The 16,803-nt window shown below is 39.7% G+C and carries 14 protein-coding genes; 4 read left to right on the top strand and 10 right to left on the bottom strand.

Annotation, left to right across the window (positions count from 1 at the left end):
• Positions 1-7: 7 nt before the first annotated feature.
• The 5 genes from CXF64_RS04645 to CXF64_RS04625 form a co-directional block, all read right to left on the bottom strand.
• A complete protein-coding gene (locus CXF64_RS04645; RefSeq protein WP_101216448.1) occupies positions 8-2,704 on the bottom strand; it encodes a nitrate reductase in 2,697 nt (898 codons plus the stop codon).
• 26 nt (positions 2,705-2,730) lie between these two features.
• Positions 2,731-4,254, bottom strand: coding sequence for an FAD-dependent oxidoreductase (locus CXF64_RS04640; protein WP_101216447.1), 1,524 nt, complete (start codon positions 4,252-4,254; stop codon positions 2,731-2,733).
• 227 nt (positions 4,255-4,481) lie between these two features.
• Positions 4,482-5,675, bottom strand: a complete 1,194-nt coding sequence (locus CXF64_RS04635) for an alginate export family protein (RefSeq protein WP_101216446.1) — start codon at positions 5,673-5,675, stop codon at positions 4,482-4,484.
• A 9-nt stretch (positions 5,676-5,684) separates the two neighbouring features.
• Positions 5,685-7,442, bottom strand: coding sequence for a bifunctional protein-serine/threonine kinase/phosphatase (locus CXF64_RS04630; RefSeq protein WP_101216445.1), 1,758 nt, complete (start codon positions 7,440-7,442; stop codon positions 5,685-5,687).
• 13 nt (positions 7,443-7,455) lie between these two features.
• Positions 7,456-8,925 carry a NarK family nitrate/nitrite MFS transporter gene (locus CXF64_RS04625; protein WP_101163073.1) on the bottom strand — a complete coding sequence of 490 codons (1,470 nt, stop codon included), beginning with the start codon at positions 8,923-8,925 and terminating at the stop codon, positions 7,456-7,458.
• 289 nt (positions 8,926-9,214) lie between these two features.
• Between CXF64_RS04625 and moeB the strand changes: the two genes are divergently transcribed.
• Positions 9,215-9,973 (top strand): molybdopterin-synthase adenylyltransferase MoeB, encoded by a 759-nt coding sequence (moeB, locus tag CXF64_RS04620; RefSeq protein ID WP_024607902.1) that lies wholly within the window; start codon positions 9,215-9,217, stop codon positions 9,971-9,973.
• On the opposite strand, the gene CXF64_RS04615 is transcribed toward moeB, so the two are convergent.
• From CXF64_RS04615 to modA, 3 genes are read right to left on the bottom strand one after another with little or no spacing between them, the layout of a single operon-like run.
• Entirely contained in the window at positions 9,974-11,002 is a 1,029-nt protein-coding gene (locus CXF64_RS04615; RefSeq protein ID WP_101216444.1) for an ATP-binding cassette domain-containing protein, read from the bottom strand.
• Between the two features lies 1 nt (position 11,003).
• Complete coding sequence (gene modB, locus CXF64_RS04610) at positions 11,004-11,681, bottom strand: molybdate ABC transporter permease subunit (protein ID WP_101216443.1); 678 nt, start codon at positions 11,679-11,681, stop codon at positions 11,004-11,006.
• The gene (gene modA, locus CXF64_RS04605; protein WP_101216442.1) at positions 11,668-12,420 is read right to left on the bottom strand and encodes a molybdate ABC transporter substrate-binding protein; all 753 of its coding nucleotides are present in this window, start codon (positions 12,418-12,420) and stop codon (positions 11,668-11,670) included. Before modA ends, modB begins: the two co-directional genes overlap by 14 nt.
• A gap of 45 nt (positions 12,421-12,465) precedes the next feature.
• On the opposite strand from modA, the gene moeA reads away from it, so the two are divergent.
• Positions 12,466-13,683: a molybdopterin molybdotransferase MoeA gene (gene moeA, locus CXF64_RS04600; RefSeq protein WP_024608739.1), complete on the top strand. Its 1,218-nt coding sequence runs from the start codon at positions 12,466-12,468 to the stop codon at positions 13,681-13,683.
• A 53-nt stretch (positions 13,684-13,736) separates the two neighbouring features.
• Here the strand turns inward: moeA and CXF64_RS04595 are convergent, their stop codons facing one another.
• Entirely contained in the window at positions 13,737-14,189 is a 453-nt protein-coding gene (locus CXF64_RS04595) for a hypothetical protein (RefSeq protein WP_101216441.1), read from the bottom strand.
• A 276-nt stretch (positions 14,190-14,465) separates the two neighbouring features.
• Positions 14,466-15,890, bottom strand: a complete 1,425-nt coding sequence (locus CXF64_RS04590) for a sodium-dependent transporter (RefSeq protein ID WP_010552537.1) — start codon at positions 15,888-15,890, stop codon at positions 14,466-14,468.
• A 189-nt stretch (positions 15,891-16,079) separates the two neighbouring features.
• Here CXF64_RS04590 and CXF64_RS04585 point away from each other — a divergent pair, with 189 nt between their 5' ends.
• Positions 16,080-16,382: a YciI family protein gene (locus tag CXF64_RS04585; RefSeq protein ID WP_010552536.1), complete on the top strand. Its 303-nt coding sequence runs from the start codon at positions 16,080-16,082 to the stop codon at positions 16,380-16,382.
• A 162-nt stretch (positions 16,383-16,544) separates the two neighbouring features.
• Positions 16,545-16,802 (top strand): PepSY domain-containing protein, encoded by a 258-nt coding sequence (locus CXF64_RS04580; RefSeq protein WP_002959808.1) that lies wholly within the window; start codon positions 16,545-16,547, stop codon positions 16,800-16,802.
• Position 16,803: the final 1 nt, after the last annotated feature.

Genomic DNA, 16,803 nt, shown 5'->3' with positions numbered 1-16,803 from the left:
TTTTTCTTTACATTACAACCGCAACATCAATGCTGCTAGAACCTGCTTTGTAATGTTGTTTTATTAATTGGCTTAATTGTGTTTTACACGAACCACAGTTCGTTCCACATTTAAGTTCAGACCCCAATTGCTCGACTGTGTTTGCACCGTTTTTAATGGCGTTTATAATCGGCTGCTCTCTTACTTTAAAGCAGCTACACACTTGCACGCCTTGGGTAAATTCTTCATCGGGGGTTGCATAAAGCAAAGACTGTAACTGTGTAAAAGTCAGTAATGGCTCTGCAAATAAATGGTTTATCCACTCAAGTGATATTTCTTTTTGCTCATTAGAAATAACACCAACAAACGCTAATTGATCGTTTTGAATACACTGCACATGCATGGCTTTTGCCGTGCTCATAGCCGACCATTGCCCTTTTAGACCAGTTAAGGTTTGGCAGTAATACAGTAAATCACTTTGTGGCTCATTAAGCGCCAATTGGTAATTAAAGCAATTGCTTGCATTAACTTTGAGCCAAAAATCACTGTTTATAACAAGTTCGTTTTTAGCAAACAGCTGCATATATTGCACAAAGGGTGCTTTAACTATATTAACAGCGCCGTGTTTGCACTCAGCCTGACCAGATAGAGGGTCAACTACCGATTGATACAACCCACTTACTGTTGCTGACGATGCAAATTGTTTGTTCCAATGAATAGGCATAAAGCATTCACCTTTTCGCACCGAATCGGTTACTTTTGCATGCGCGGTAACGTGCCCTGTTTGGGCAATTGCACTTATTAAATCGTTTTGTTTAATTGCTAATTTACTGGCATCAAGCGGATTAATTTCTATATACGGGCGTGTAATATGCGATGAAAGCGCAGTGCTTTTACCCGTGCGGCTCATAGTATGCCATTGGTCGCGTATACGACCCGAGTTCATTACAAACGGATAATCACTTGATGTTTGTTGAACAGGTAGTTGCGGCGTTATAGGTATAAAACGCGCCTTTTTATCAGCGGTGCTAAATTGGTTATCTGTAAAAACCTGACCGTTTTTATAAGGCTGATTTTTAACAACAGGCCACATAATGGGTTTTAAGTTATCGTACTGGCTTTTTGTGAGCCCAACTAAACCAGAGAGATTTAATAGTCGGCTGCCTTTATTTTCAAAGTCGGTTAATTGTGCCCATTCTTCAAAAATGCCACTTGGGTCTGTAAAATCAAACCCTTCAAAGCCCATTTTTTTAGCAACATCGCACATAATTTGCCAATCGTTTTTAGCACCAGAGTAAGGTGCAACAAACGGGCGCTGCCTTGATATTCTGCGCTCTGAGTTGGTTACTGTGCCGTTTTTTTCGCCCCATCCTGTTGATGGAAAAGCAACATCGGCAAATTTTAACGTATCACTTTTTGCAATACAGTCAGATACAACCACCAGCTCGCAGGTCTCTAATGCTTTTTTTATAGCGGCGTTGTTAGGCAAGCTCACCATTGGGTTTGTTGCCATTATCCACACTGCTTTTATTTTGCCTGCGGCTATTTCATCAAACATATCAATAGCATTACTGCCTGCTTTTTTAGCGATAGTTGGCGAGAGCCAAAAACGTTGTACAAGTGACTGATGCGCTTCGTTTTCAATATCTAAATGCGCCGCTAACTGATTAGCCAAGCCACCGACTTCGCGTCCGCCCATCGCATTGGGTTGCCCAGTAATCGAAAACGGACCACTGCCTGGTTTAAGTAATTTACCTGAGGCTAAATGCGCATTAATTATGGCGTTGCATTTATCTACACCCGAGCTTGATTGATTTATACCCATTGAATAAAAGCTAATCGCACTTGGGCTGTTAGCAAATAGCGCATAAAACTCAGTTACTTGCTCAATTGCTATATCGCAAAAGTCGCTAACTGCCTCACAGCTCCATTTTGTTGCCTCTTGCAGTGCGCTTTCAAAGCCGTTTGTGTGCTGAGCAATAAATTGCGTGTTGAGGTGGTTATGCTCATTTAAATAATTAAGTAAGCCGTTATAAAGCGCGGCGTCACTGCCTGGTTTTATATTTAAAAATGTGTCGGCAAGCTCAGCGGTGTCGGTTTTTCGTGGGTCAATAACCACCACTTTCATATTTGGGTTAAGCTGCTTTGCACGCTCCATTCGCTGATACAAAACCGGATGAGTCCATGCTGCATTAGATCCAATTAAAATAAGCAGCTCAGTTTGCTCTAAATCCTCGTAGGTACACGGCACTACGTCTTCACCAAAAGCGCGTTTATAACCTGCCACAGCAGATGACATACACAGGCGCGAATTTGTATCAATATTGCCTGAGCCTATGTAGCCTTTCATTAATTTATTCGCGATGTAGTAATCTTCAGTAAGTAACTGCCCTGATACATAAAATGCCACCGCATCGGGTCCGTGCTTTTGTATTATGTCGTTAAATTTATTGGCAACGTAGTCGGTTGCTTCATCCCACGTAACGGATTGGTTATTAATAAGAGGCGACGTTAAGCGATTATCACTGCCTGTTGTGTCGAGCAAATGCGTGCCTTTTACACATAAACGACCAAAGTTTGCGGGGTGCTCTCGCATGCCTTCAAGCTTGGTTGGCACATTATTAAAAAGTGAAATATCAACACCACACCCTACACCACAGTAAGCACATGTTGTTTGTTTTAAACTCGTTTTATTTATAGTTGGTGACGTGTTTGCGGTTGCCATACTGCTCTCTTTTAGTGTGCTTTAATTTATGCGGGCTGTTTAACAGGCTCATTAAGAGTAACTACGTTAATAGTGTTACTTGCTTTAGCGAGTGCGCTGCTTATTACGTTTTGAACGAGTTTTTCACAACCACCACAGCCTGTACTGGCTTTGGTGCTTTGCTGCACACTTGCCAAATCTATGCAGCCTTTAGCGACTGTTTGTTCAATGGTGTGTTTAGTTACTTTATGACAAGCGCAAATAATGGCGTCATCAGGCAAGTCATCGGCGCTTAGCTCTGCTATGTCGCCAGCAAGGGGCATAATGAGCGCTTCTGGGGCGGTGGTAAGTTCAATGTCGTTTAAATGATATTGCAGTAAATTATCGTAATCGCTGGTATCGCCAACAAGCACGGCGCCAATCAGCTTATTACTTTGTGAATTAGTGACTACTTTTTTATAAATACCATTGGGTTGATCTTCAAAATAATAGCTTATTGCACCTTCGCTGCGTGCATGTGCATCGCCAATAGAGCCTACTTCAACACCCATTAATTTAAGCTTGGTGCTCATATCGGCACCGCTAAATTCATCGGCTTTATTGTCTAAGCCAGTACTTTGCAAAGTACCTTGCTGGGTCTGTTGTAAAATATGCCCAACTGCAATTTTAGCCATGGCGTAACCGGGTGCCACTAAGCCAAAAATAAAATTATTCCATAGTGCACATTCACCAATTGCGTATATGTTTTTGTCGCTCGTTTGACAGTGGTTATTAATTACAATACCGCCGCGCTCGCCTAACTCTAAATTAAACTCGCGGGCTAAATTATCATAAGGGCGAATACCCGCCGAAAATACAATCATGTCGGTTTCAAGGGTTTTGCCGCCTTTAAAACACATTTTGTAACGGCAACTTTCACCTTCTACTATTTCCTCAGTCGCCACTGACGTATGTACAGTAACGCCCAAATCTGTAATTTTGTTTTTTAGTAACCGACCGCCCCCCGCATCAACTTGTACACCCATAAGTTGCGGTGCAAATTCTATTACGTGGGTCTCTAAACCCAATTGCTTTAATGCGTTTGCAGCCTCAAGACCCAGTAAACCGCCACCAATTACCACGCCTACTTTGCTGCCGTGGGCTGAGTTTTTTATTGCGTGTAAATCGTTAATGGTGCGATAAACAAGGCAATGCTCACGATCTTTACCCGGTATAGGCGGTACAAATGGGAATGAACCTGTAGCAAGCACAAGCTTGTCGTATTCAAACAACTCCCCTTTAGCGGTTGTTACAGTTTGCGCATCACGATTTATGTCAACCACTTTAGAATGAGTATGAAAGCGTACTTGCCAATCGTCATAGGTTTTATTGCATGTAAGTGCTAGGTCGTCTGCGGTTTTGCCTTTAAAAAAAGAGGATAGTTGCACGCGGTCATACGCTAAACGGTCTTCACCGCTCAATACGGTAATTTCAAATTGCTCATCAGCCTGATTTTGAGAAACCAGCTGCTGCACAAAATGGTGCCCCACCATTCCGTTTCCTACCACTACAACACGCTGCTTGCTTAGCATTTACTCACCTTAAAATGATATCTACTTTAGTAATTGACTAAAATTGAAATCGAATGATTTGTTATAGGATTGTTATAGCAATATGTAAGCCAAATATATAAGCATTTAAAATCAGCAAGTTGCCTACATTGGTGCAGAAGTAAAAAGCATAAAGCCCCACAAGATGGTGCAATTGCACCATCTTGTGTCGCTATAAATTACAAGAGGATATTAGAAGATAGTGAGGATTAAAATTTAGCGCTCATCCATACCCACAATTTTTGAGTATCGACTTTATTAGCTGCAGTATCGCCCGCTGAGTAATCAGCATATTTAACACCCACTGCGTATTGTTTATTAATAGGTTTAACGTATTGTACGTTTAGTTCAGTACCTAAATCGTCAACCCCATTTGATTGCTCATTAGCATCAAAACTGTGATAAGCCACCAGCCATTTTCCGTCAAACGCTTTACCATTTAAGCTTATGTAAGTGTCGTCCAAGCCTTGTGCGGGTGTATTTAAAAATGTATCTGCCCAACCATTAAATTTATGTAACGTGGCAAGCGGTGTTTCAAACCCGTAATCGCCATTATCAGAGCCAAGTGACTCTATGCCAACTTTTAATGTTACTGTTTTTATACCCAAACCATTTAAATCAACAGCGCCTTCAAGTGCATAGTAATCGGCATCAAAATCACTCACGCTTGTTGAGGCAGACTGCGTTGCATACTCCGCTTTGTAATAAAATTTTATGTCGTTTAGGGTTTTATTACCGTTAAAAGAGACGCCATAAGTGTCTAAACTGTCGTCTTGTAGTGCATCGTCACTTAATAAGTAACTGTATAAAACCACTTTACCGTAGTCTGTTTTAAAGCTTGCATTAATAAGATGATCGGACGACTCAATGTCTTTATCGTCAGCAAATATGCGGTTACGCTTATTTAAATAACTGTATTGTAAATCTATGTTATTAAATGCGTAATTAATGGTTGCTGCATCAAAGGTTTGTCTGTCTTGGCGCCAACCTACATGCCCAACAAAACGCTGCCCATCAAGGGCTATTACTTGGCGTCCTACTTTTAGCGATAGACCATCGCGGGCATATTTAACAAAACCTTGGTCTATCTCAGTGTTTTCTGGGTCTGCAATAACAGAGTAATTAGTGTTTTTCCCCACCGTATTGTTGTAATCATCTACGCCCAATAGGCTGCGAGTGTCTTCTACTTCAATAAGGGCTGAAAAACCATTAACCTCGTCTGTTTGATGCGTTAAGCGGGTTCTAAGTGTTAAGCCGCTTGCATCTTTTAAGGCATTGTTTTGATCAACGCTTTCAAAACGCAGTCTAAAATCAAGATCAGTTTGCGAAGCTTGGCTTATTGAAGGCGTAGTGAAGCAACCCAGTATAAAAATAATAGGTAAGTTGTTCTTATAGTTAAGCATTTTGGTTCTCTACGTTTTAATTATTAATACACATACCAAAGCAATAAATAAACACAGCGAAATACATTTCCACACCATAACTGGATCGCGTTTCATTATTGAACTTTTATTAGCGGTACTTTCTAAATAAGGATTAGGTTTGTTGATATCGTTTATAAACTCAGAAAAAGCTTGGTATCTGAGCTCTGGTTTAGGGGCAAGCGCCTTCATAAGGGCTTGATCTAACCAAAACGGAATATCGGCTCTGTATTTACGAATACTTGTGTAATGCCAATGGCTGTAATCTTTTGGCGCTACGTGGTTAAGTGGCAGTGGTTTGTAAGGCAATTTTGAGCATAATAACTCGTATGCAATAACGCCAAGTGAAAACAAATCACTTTTAAAATCGGCATGCATAGTAATAAGTGTTTCGGGTGCGGTGTAGTCGGCAGTACCTTGTGGGCAATCATCCGCAATTTGTTTAACCGATTCGTCCATAGCCGCAACACTTACTGTGCCGTAATCTATTAGCGTTACTTTTCCGTGCGCATCTATCATTACATTATCGAGTTTTAAATCACGATGTACCATATCGAGTCGTTGAAACGCCCTTAGTGCATGTACTATTTGTTCAATAATACTGCGCACTTGGGTTATTTCTGGGTGCGGCACGTCGTGCTTCCAATCACTAAGTGTTTGCCCGTCCATGTACTCACAAATATGATACAAAAAACGACTTTGCGATTGCGTACTCAGTACTTTCATCACGTTTAAATGGTTTATGCGTTGACCTACCCAGCCTTCTCTTATAAAGCCTTGAAGGTAGTGCACATCGTCTTCAAAATTAACCGAAGGTGCTTTTAAAACCACAGGCGGTATATCCGGCGCTTGTTGCACTAAATAAATATGCGAGCGACTACTGGCATGCAATTTACGGATAACCGTGTAGTCATCAATTTTTTGCCCAACATTAAGCGCAGGTGGAATTTTTCGTCGTGTTAGCGAATGATAAAGTTCATCTAACTTTTGCTCGGCAATATTTTCTACTTTTACAAGCAAACAACTTACGTTGTCGTCACTACCTCGCGCTAATGCAAGTTCGGTAATTGCTTTAGCTGCATTTTCTAAATTAGTGTGATCTAAATTAACGTGTTCATTAATTAATTTAGCTATATCACTACTTGGGAGCACATCGTGTACACCATCGCAGGTTAATATATAAATATCGTCTGCTTTTAGGTCAACTTCGTATACATCTATTTCTTGATGAAGTTGTGCGCCAAGTGCACGTGTTAGCGTATCATTTACTTTGTGATCCCGTGTTATTGCCTCTATTTTATTTCCTCGTAGGCGGGTAATACGCGTATCACCTAAGTGAAATATATAACCCGTTGCCGACTTTAAAATAAGTGCTGTAAAAGTGGTCATCCAATCGGCTTGGCGTTGACCAAGGTGATTGTAATTAACTGATTGCGAATAAAGCCACTGATTTAAACTCGCTAATACCTTCGACACTGACTTTTTAACAGCCCAACTTTCGGGGGTATTTAAATACTCATTTATAAAATGAGTAACCGAAAGTTGAGACGCTTGTTTAGCATTTTTTGCTGATGAACACCCATCGGCTAAGCAGGCAATAACGCCTTTAGACTCTTTTTCTTGCGCTTTGGTATTAAGAGCTGCAAACGCATCTTGGTTTTCTGCTTTTAACCCTTTAGCACTGTGCCCGCCAAATGAAACGTTGAGTTCATTTTTTAGCGCTTTAGCGTGGAGTGTTTCATCAAACATAGTCAATAATGCCTTAAGTCACTGAAATAAGTTCAACGGTGCCGTCTTCATTTACTTCGGTAATGTGTCCGTCTGGTTCTTTCATAAAAAACAGTGCGCCTAAGCCAAGTAATGCACTACCCGCAATAATGAAAAAGAAGGTTTGATAATCAACAAGTGACAATGCCGTTAAGTACACTACTGCACCAACATTACCGTATGCGCCTGTCATACCTGCAATTTGCCCTGTTAAACGACGCTTAATTAGCGGTACTGCGGCAAATACAGCGCCTTCACCTGCTTGCACAAAGAACGAACATGCCATAGCAGCTACTACAGCAAGCCATAAAGGCCACGATGCATCAACCAAGCCCATTACAAAATAACCAACAGCAAGACCCATCGTAAGTACAATAAGTGTTATACGACGACCCAATTTATCTGAAATCCAACCGCCACCAGGGCGAGATGCTAAGTTCATAAATGCGTAAGCAGAGGCTAAAATACCGGCATACACCATATCAAGCGCAAATACATCCATAAAAAACAGCGGCAGCATAGAGACAACCGCAAGCTCAGAACCAAAGGTTGTAAAATATAAAATATTTAAAACAGCCACTTGCTTAAATTCATAACGATGCGACTCAGGTACAGGCTCTTTAAAAATATGACCATTTACGTCAAAGGTTTTATACACTTCGTAAATATAAAGTAGGACTAAAAAAGCATACACAGCAAGTACAAAATTAGCCGAAATTAGATTAGCACCGGTTGGCGAAAGCTTCCAAGTAAGTAATGCTAATGCGCCGTACATAGGAATTTTCATAATAAGCAGTAATACAAAGTCTCCTTTACTGGTAACTTCCATTGCGCCTACTTTTTTAGGTTTAAAGTATGTACCGCCTTTTGGCGTATCGGTTACATTTAAGTACCAAATAACACCAAATATAACGCTTAATACACCGGTTAAACCTACTGCATAACGCCAGCCATCTTCGCCGCCAAACATTAGTGCAATAATTGGCAATAACATAGCCGCTGCTGCTGAACCAAAGTTACCCCAACCGCCATAAATACCTTCCGCTATACCCAACTCGTTAGCAGGAAACCATTCACTCACCATACGAATGCCTACAACAAAGCCTGCACCAATAAAGCCTAAAGCAAAACGCGCTATTGCGGCTTGCTCAAATGTGGTTGCCATAGCAAACATAAAACATGGAATACTACAGCTAATAAGTAGTGCCGCATAAACAATACGGGGACCAAATTTATCGGTTAGCATACCCACCACAACACGCGCTGGAATAGTTAACGCTACATTTAAAATTAGTAATGTTTTAACTTGTGCCATGGTGATCCCAAGCGAACCTGCTATAGCACCTAATAATGGAGCATGGTTAAACCATACAAAAAATGACACAAAAAAGACCATCCAACTCAGATGTAATACTTTCATTTTTCCTTTAAAGGATATTAGGTTAAACCCAGAACTCGGTTGCATGTTTATTTTCCTCGTAAACGTATTGTTGTTTTATTAAAAGCCCCACCCTTTTGTCTAGGCAGGCACTCGAACTTGTTAAGTTTTAGTTAACACATTACAGCAATTACTGAGCCACTAATTAAATTTCATATATTTCAGATGGTTATGTGTAAATCCTGTTTTAATACGTTATAGTTGCACTATATGAGTGAAGAGGGATGGACTGTTAGAGTGCAAATAAAAAGCGTTACTACTTGCTCTTGGATTTAACAAATTGGTATTGTTCAAAAAAAGTATGAGAAGTTTAAAAATGCAAAAACCACCATTAACTTACCAGCAGCAACTGCGCTATTCTCGGCACATTATGCTCCCGCAGCTTGATATAGACGGACAAGAGCGACTATGGCAATCGCATGCCTTAATTATTGGTGTGGGTGGGCTTGGGTGTGCGGTAGGTCAATACTTAGCGGCATCTGGCGTTGGGACGCTTACCTTAGTTGATAACGATGAAATAGACGTGACCAACCTGCAAAGACAAATACTGTATAAAGAAAGTGATATTGGTAGCTCAAAATGCAGTGCTGCTAAAAAACAGCTTAACGCGCTTAATAGTGAAATAGACATAAACACTATTGAGGCATTTTTTGATGCAAGTACCTCTACAGAACAATTATTTAATAACATTGATATAGTGATTGATTGCTCAGATAACCTAACAACGCGCAATGCGCTTAATAGCGCCTGTTTTAAGGCTAAAGTTCCGCTAGTGTCAGGCTCTGCAATACGTATGGAAGGACAAGTCGCGTGTTTTACTATGGATGAAAACAGCCACTGTTATGGTTGTTTATCGCAATTTTTTAGTGAACAAACACAAAGCTGCTCTGAATCCGGCGTACTTTCCCCAATTGTGGGGCTAATAGGCAGTATTCAGGCTACTGAAGCGCTAAAAATGCTTGCTGGTTTACCCAGCGGCTTAAGCGAACACTTATTGCTGGTGGATGGTTTAAGCATGGAGTTTAATCGTTTTAAAATAGCTAAAAACAGTCAATGTGCGGTGTGCAGCATTTAGTTATTCTAGATTACTGATTGTTGTATAAAGCACATCGCCCACTTTAAAGTCGTTTTTGTCCCACACTCGTCTTGAAGCCAAGCAATACAATGTTTGCCCATCTACATTAAGCGTTAGCTGCCACTTATTATTAATAAGCTCAGCCTGAGTTAATATCGACTTTAAAACATTACTGTGCGTTGTTTGCTCAGGCTTTAACGCACTAAACGACATTTGCTCACTTTCTATAATTAGCTTATTACTGCTATCTATAAGTGCAGGAAGCACAAAAAGCGGTTGCTCACTTTGCTGTAATTGCAGTTGATATAGCCCGTAGTCTTCATCAAATTTAACCACATTGTAATTAATTAAGCTCAGCGGTGTTTGTCTATCGTTTGCATAAATAGCTTTTGCAACGTGTGCACTTGCACCTTGGTTTATCACCTTACCTTTATCAAGCTGAATAAGGGTATCGCAGCAAAATAGCAGCTCTTTTAATGAGTGACTTACTATTATAAATTTAATATTAAACTTAACTGCAAACTCGCTAAGTTTAGTGAGCGTTTTAAAACGCAATGACCAATCAAGCGCACTAAAAGGCTCATCAAGCATTATAAATTTTTGACCAGCTAATAGCGTACGCGCAAATACTACACGTTGGCATTCGCCACCCGATAAGCTTTGTACGTCACGGTTTAGTAAGTCTTGTAATTCAAGCGCTTTAACAACGTATTCTAGCGTTAAGCTAGTTTGTTTATTCCCGCAGTGTTTTTGTGTAAACGCTAAATTACCTGCCACATCTAAATGAGGAAACAACGGGCACGATTGCAACTGAAGCGTAATACCGCGTTTATCGCTTGGCAACTCATGCACTGGCTGATTGTTTACATAAACACTTTTTGCAGGCTCTAAACCGCTAATACAACGCAGTAATGTTGACTTACCCGAACCGGAAGGTCCGTAAACACCCAATACATTAAACGACTCAAGCTCAAGGTTTATATCTAAATCAAAATTATTGAGTGCTTTAAAAAGGCTTAACTTAATCATGTTATTGCTTAACCCCTACAATGCTTTTATTAAACTTAAATAACAGCACTAAACAGGCAAACGAAATAGCCAGTAAAATAAGTGAAAGCTGATGCGCCGCCGTATAATTTAACGATTCAACATGGTCATAAAGCGCAATAGACACCATCTGTGTTTGCCCCTGAATATTACCGCCAATCATTAATACCAAACCAAACTCACCCAATGTATGCGCAAAGCCTAAAGCAAATGCGCTACCAATACTGGGTTTTAAAAGCGGAATAATTAAATGCACAAAGCGTTTAAACGGGCTTAATCCAAGCGCAATGGCAGCTTCGTTATAGGTTTGATTAATATGTTTAAATCCAGCCACAAGCGGCTGCATTACAAAAGGCAGCGAATAAAAAAGCGAGCCAATAACAACTCCCTGAAAACTAAACGCAAGCTGTGTACCCGTTAGCCAAAACCAAAACTGCCCAAAAGCGTGATCAGGCGAAAATAAAACAAGTAAGTAAAACCCTAATAACGTAGGCGGCAGCACTAAAGGCATTGCAATTAATGCCTCTAAAAATGGTTTAAATTTACCGTTATAGCCAGCGAGCTTGTAAGCCAGTGGAATACAAAAAACAAGAAGGAGTACTGCGGTTATAAAGGCAAGTTTTATAGTTAACCACAGCGCGGTTAAATCACTTTGAAGCATTGTTGTCCTTTATTCTGTAACCTAATTCAATTAACTGCTGCTGCGTAGCCTGCGTCATTAAAAATTGCATGAGTTGCTTAGCGCTAGCACGCTTTTTAGTCGACTTAATAATAACGCCTTGTTGAATTATATCGGGATATTGATTTGTAGGCAGCACGGTGTAATCTAAATATTTTTGATCTTGCGTGTTACTGTAAGCTGCCTTTAGTGATGAAACAGCCACCAGCCCTATTCCTACATTACCACTTTCAACAAACTGAAATGCATGCGTAATATTATTACCGTACACATAATTTACTGGCTTTTTAAAATGGTTATTCGCGTAGTGCTCTGAGGCACGCCCGTATGGTGAAAAACGCGGATTAGCAATGGCTACTTTATCATTTACTTTTTCAGCTTTGGGTTGCCACAAAGCAAGTTCGCCTAACGCGTAAGTGATTAAGCTACTTTGCTCGGCATAGCCTTCTTTAATAAGTGATTGCGGTCGAAAATCGTCAGCCGATAAAAACACATCAAATGGCGCGCCATGCACTATTTGCGAATATAAAACACCGCTAGAAGCGGCTGATATTTTCACGTCAACATTAGGTAATGGGGATTTTTTTAGTAGGGTTTGCAATACAGTTTTAAAATTACTCGCTACGGCTACTTGCAGCGTTTCTTTTGCATTTACGCCGCACGAAAGCGTGCATGCTATAAGCAAAAAATAACCCAACCATGTATTGTAAAGCTTTGACATTATAAGTATTGTTTCAAAATAAAATGATTTAAGTAAGCAATATATATGAACGATGTTTGCAATGCACCCGGTTTATTGCCAATTGAAACTGCAATACAAAATATACTTGGCTCAATAACGCCTGTTAAAGACGTTGAAACCATCACTATAATGCAAAGCGTTGATCGCGTTTTAGCAAGCGATGTTAAATCAACTATAAACGTACCAGCGCATAACAACTCCGCAATGGATGGCTATGCGCTATGTATTTCAGATAAAAGCTTAACCTATACACAAGTAGGTAGCGTGTTTGCAGGGCAAGTTTTTGAAGAAACGCTTACCCCTGGGCAGTGCGTAAGAATAATGACCGGCGCCGCCATTGCACCTGGCGCTAACGGCGTTGTAATGCAAGAAAACGCCTCGGTTGATGGCGATAATATTACGTTTACCGCGCAACCAGAACTAAATGAAAACGTACGTTTTGCTGGTGAAGATATAGCAATTGACGATGTTATTTTAAAAGCGGGCGATAAATTAAAAGCCGTTGATGTGGGGTTACTTGCATCTTTAGGAATTGCCAATATAGACGTGGTAAGAACCCTAAAAATAGCCGTGCTTTCTACAGGCGATGAGCTAATTGAACCTGGTCAGCCGCTTAAGCAAGGCGCTATTTTTGAAAGCAACCGCGCTGTTATTATTAGTGCGCTGCAACAAAAAAATATAGACGTGATTGATTTAGGAATTATTCCTGATGACAAAGAACTCATCACTAATGCATTTTTAAAAGCGAACGAACTTGCCGATGCCGTAATAAGCTCAGGCGGTGTATCGGTTGGTGAAGCCGACTTTACGAAAGAAGTGCTCAACGAAATTGGCAATATCCACTTTTGGAAAATAGCCATGAAACCAGGCAAACCTTTTGCCTTTGGTAAATTAAGTAACAGTTACTTTTTTGGCTTGCCAGGTAACCCTGTGTCGGCTGCTGTTACGTTTAATCAGTTAGTAGAGCCTGCACTGCAAAAGCTGTCGGGGCTTGGTGAAGTAAATCCTAAAATGCGATTTAACGCGGTTACTACATCCGTTATTAAAAAGCGCCCAGGAAGAGCCGACTTTCAGCGCGGTACAGCAACAATTAACGAGCAAGGTGACTTAGTGGTTGCCCCGTTTAATAAACAGGGCTCGGGTGTACTTTCGTCGCTTAGTAAAGCTAACTGCTTAATTGTAGTGCCAGCACAAAGCGGCAATATCGAAAAAGGCGCAACAGTAAGTATTGAGTTGCTATAAAGCCTAAAATGCTACAGCTAACTGTATAATTTAGCTGTAGCGCTATGTAGCCTCTAAAATATTTTTATATTTAATGTTTGAATTAAACAATTTAACTTTTCGCTACGTCCTACAAACTCTTCTTTACTCAATTTATTAACACACTTTAGCGCATTTTTAGTCGCAAAGTATCTATCATAACTTAGGCTTCTTTCGCATTTAACACTATACGTTGAGGGCCAAGAGCCACCAGCACCTGTTGCTACTCCAACAACATTACATGTAGCATCTATATACTGCTCCCATGCTGATATTTGCGCTTTAACTGCATCTACTTGGTAATCGTCATTTAGTTGTGGGTAGATTTCATCCATCATTTTACTGATTTTAGTTTTGTATCTATTGCCCTCTAAATTATAAGTATTGCCCGTGTGCATTGCACCGCCTTTAGGCCAACCATCAGCACTTTGTGCAAATGCGCCAAATGATAAAATAGCAAAAGCAAACCCAATAATAATTTTATTCATTTTAAATCTCTTTAATACCAATCTGCTTATATATGGGGTCTATTTAACGTTAAGAAAATTACGCTAGAACTAGGCAAAAATTTTTGTATCTAGTTGTTCTAAATAAAAAATTTTTAACGACGTTATAGTGCAATTTAATTCGTTAAATTGATCAAAGATTTATGCAGGTTGGTATAATAGTTAGACCAGATACCTGTAAAAAAACGCCTATAAAAAATGCCGCTAAGCTTAACTGAGCGGCATTTTATTATTCAATAAGCTTTTAAAGAGGTCTATTTAAAAACCAAATATTTTTAAATCAAAAAACTTAGTCGCCACTGTATTTATAAATATCACAGCTAGAATGACAGGAATAAACGTTGAAAGTGAAAAGTTAACGTACTTTTCCATCAAGCTTCCCGCATAATTAGGCGAACCTAAGCTTAGCTCTTGTGTTAAGCGTGCTTTTTTCCAGCGGTACATTACAAACAAACACACCATTAAGCCATTAAGCGGTAAAATTGTGTCGTAAAATACATCAACAATAATATCAAAAAAGCTCTTATTAACGCCGCCATAACTGGTGAACGAAGTAAGGCTGTCAATCATACCAAACGACATTGTACATAAAATAGTAAGTACACCGGTTGAAAGTGTAAGGATGCCCAATGCTTTTTTACGGCTAATACCTTTACGGTCACTTAGTGTTGCTGTCGGTACTTCTACTATTGAAACAAGTGAAGTAATCGCTGCAAAAAATACTAATAAGAAGAATGAGAACGCAACAATAGACGCACCTACATAACCAATATCATTTTGTAGTGCTAATAATATTTTAGGTAGGTATACAAAAATCATTGATACAGACGAGTCAGAAAGTGCTGATGGGTCTGTGTTTGGATCAAAGCTAAATATAGCGGGCAACACCATTAGGCCCGCTACAAACGCAACGAGTGAGTCCGTAATAGCGACCATTTTAGCGCTACTTACAATGTCATCCTTTTTAGAAATGTACGACGCGTAAGTCATTAATATACCCATACCCAGCGATAGCGAGAAAAACGCTTGGCTTAATGCGCCATTAAGTACACTTGCACTCATCTTAGAAAAATCAGGAATAATGTAGTATTTAACACCGGCCATTGCGTTATCAAGCGTTAATACATAAGTAACTAAGGCAAGTAGCATGAAAAGTAAGGCAGGCATTAAAAATTTAGCGGCTTTTTCTATGCCTTGTTTAACACCCCCTAATAAAATTAAGTTAACAATAATAACCACAACAGCCATATAGCCAAACACAGTGTAACTATTAATAAAAACACCAAAGTGGCCAGGATCTGCAAGTAAATCTAAATTACCGAGACCTGTTTGCGTTAAGTAACCAAAAATCCAAACCGTAATTACCATATAAAACACAGCAATCATAAATGGTGTAAGCACCGCTAAAAAACCTGCTAGCTTCCATTTTTTATCGTTATTAGATAATAGCTTGTACGAACCAAGTGGATCTTTTTGAGCGTTACGACCCATTGCCATTTCAGCCATCATGACTGGTAAACAAATGAACACGACAAATAAAGCGTAAATTAATAAGAATGCGCCACCACCATTTTTGGTAGCAGAAACCGGAAAACCAACTAAATTACCAATACCAACAGCCGAACCTGCCGCTGCCATTATGAATCCGAGACGGGAACTAAATCGTTCTCTATTTTCGCTCATGCATAAAACCTTTTTATTATTTTGTATATTTCAGCGACTCTACCAGTGTTACACAGAGATTTTCAAGCAATTACAGCTTAAAAATAAAATCGAAGTGTAAACCTGTGTAAATACGCTTTTAATTCACCAATTTTCAACGCTGTGGTAGTATTGCGTTAATCAAATTTAACAATTTTTATGAGATTCCTTATGTTGTACATGATTCACTCAACAGACGTTGAAAACAGCTTAGAGCTTAGAAAAGCAGCACGCCCGGCACATTTAGCACGCCTTAGTGAGCTTGATTCACAAAACCGTTTATTAACTGCGGGTCCATTTCCGGCAGTCGATAGTGAAGATCCTCAAGAAGCAGGTTTTACCGGTTCATTAGTTGTTGCTGAGTTTGAGTCAATAGAAGCAGCTCGAGAGTGGGCAGCAGCTGACCCTTACGTTGCCGCTGGCATCTATGAAAATACAATTGTTAAACCTTTCAAAAAAGTGTTCCCTGCTTAAAAGTGTATTAAACCCTAAGAGCGTGTGTTGCACTGTAATTCAGGGTTTGTTCACAAGATTTTAATTAAAATTACTGGGATAAAAGCGAATTTAGCGTTTTTACTTGAATTTTAGTAACTTAGTTAATTAAACTAAGTGGGTCTGGTCTAGGAGTTTTCCATTATGCGCGTATTATTAAGCCTCGGTTTTATTGCTTGTGTTAGCTTAGCTAACTTTGCTCAAGCAGCGACGGCCACCCAAGCATCTCATGCTGAGGTGGACAAAAAGAAAGCCGTAATACTTGCAAAGAAAACAATAGGCGGTAAGACCTTAAAAATTACCGAAAAAACAGATTTTTATACCGTACGAATACTCAAATCTGACGGCCACGTCGTTGATTTACATATAAATAAAAAAACCGGCGAAGTGAAAAAGGATTAAC

The sequence above is a fragment of the Pseudoalteromonas sp. GutCa3 genome (genome assembly GCF_002836155.1).
Taxonomy (GTDB): Bacteria; Pseudomonadota; Gammaproteobacteria; order Enterobacterales; family Alteromonadaceae; genus Pseudoalteromonas; species Pseudoalteromonas arctica.
Note: the sequence above shows the minus strand (reverse complement) of the source record. Positions and strands in the feature narration are given on the sequence as shown.

What these genes read in the sequence shown, in the direction of transcription:
- modA (WP_101216442.1), bottom strand. Translation starts at nt 12,420, where the DNA reads ATGTCAAAGCTTTACAATACATGGTTGGGTTATTTTTTGCTTATAGCA.
- moeA (WP_024608739.1), top strand. Translation starts at nt 12,466, where the DNA reads ATGAACGATGTTTGCAATGCACCCGGTTTATTGCCAATTGAAACTGCA.
- CXF64_RS04615 (WP_101216444.1), bottom strand. Translation starts at nt 11,002, where the DNA reads ATGATTAAGTTAAGCCTTTTTAAAGCACTCAATAATTTTGATTTAGAT.
- CXF64_RS04635 (WP_101216446.1), bottom strand. Translation starts at nt 5,675, where the DNA reads ATGCTTAACTATAAGAACAACTTACCTATTATTTTTATACTGGGTTGC.
- moeB (WP_024607902.1), top strand. Translation starts at nt 9,215, where the DNA reads ATGCAAAAACCACCATTAACTTACCAGCAGCAACTGCGCTATTCTCGG.
- CXF64_RS04580 (WP_002959808.1), top strand. Translation starts at nt 16,545, where the DNA reads ATGCGCGTATTATTAAGCCTCGGTTTTATTGCTTGTGTTAGCTTAGCT.
- modB (WP_101216443.1), bottom strand. Translation starts at nt 11,681, where the DNA reads ATGCTTCAAAGTGATTTAACCGCGCTGTGGTTAACTATAAAACTTGCC.
- CXF64_RS04585 (WP_010552536.1), top strand. Translation starts at nt 16,080, where the DNA reads ATGTTGTACATGATTCACTCAACAGACGTTGAAAACAGCTTAGAGCTT.
- CXF64_RS04590 (WP_010552537.1), bottom strand. Translation starts at nt 15,890, where the DNA reads ATGAGCGAAAATAGAGAACGATTTAGTTCCCGTCTCGGATTCATAATG.
- CXF64_RS04640 (WP_101216447.1), bottom strand. Translation starts at nt 4,254, where the DNA reads ATGCTAAGCAAGCAGCGTGTTGTAGTGGTAGGAAACGGAATGGTGGGG.
- CXF64_RS04625 (WP_101163073.1), bottom strand. Translation starts at nt 8,925, where the DNA reads ATGCAACCGAGTTCTGGGTTTAACCTAATATCCTTTAAAGGAAAAATG.
- CXF64_RS04630 (WP_101216445.1), bottom strand. Translation starts at nt 7,442, where the DNA reads ATGTTTGATGAAACACTCCACGCTAAAGCGCTAAAAAATGAACTCAAC.
- CXF64_RS04645 (WP_101216448.1), bottom strand. Translation starts at nt 2,704, where the DNA reads ATGGCAACCGCAAACACGTCACCAACTATAAATAAAACGAGTTTAAAA.
- CXF64_RS04595 (WP_101216441.1), bottom strand. Translation starts at nt 14,189, where the DNA reads ATGAATAAAATTATTATTGGGTTTGCTTTTGCTATTTTATCATTTGGC.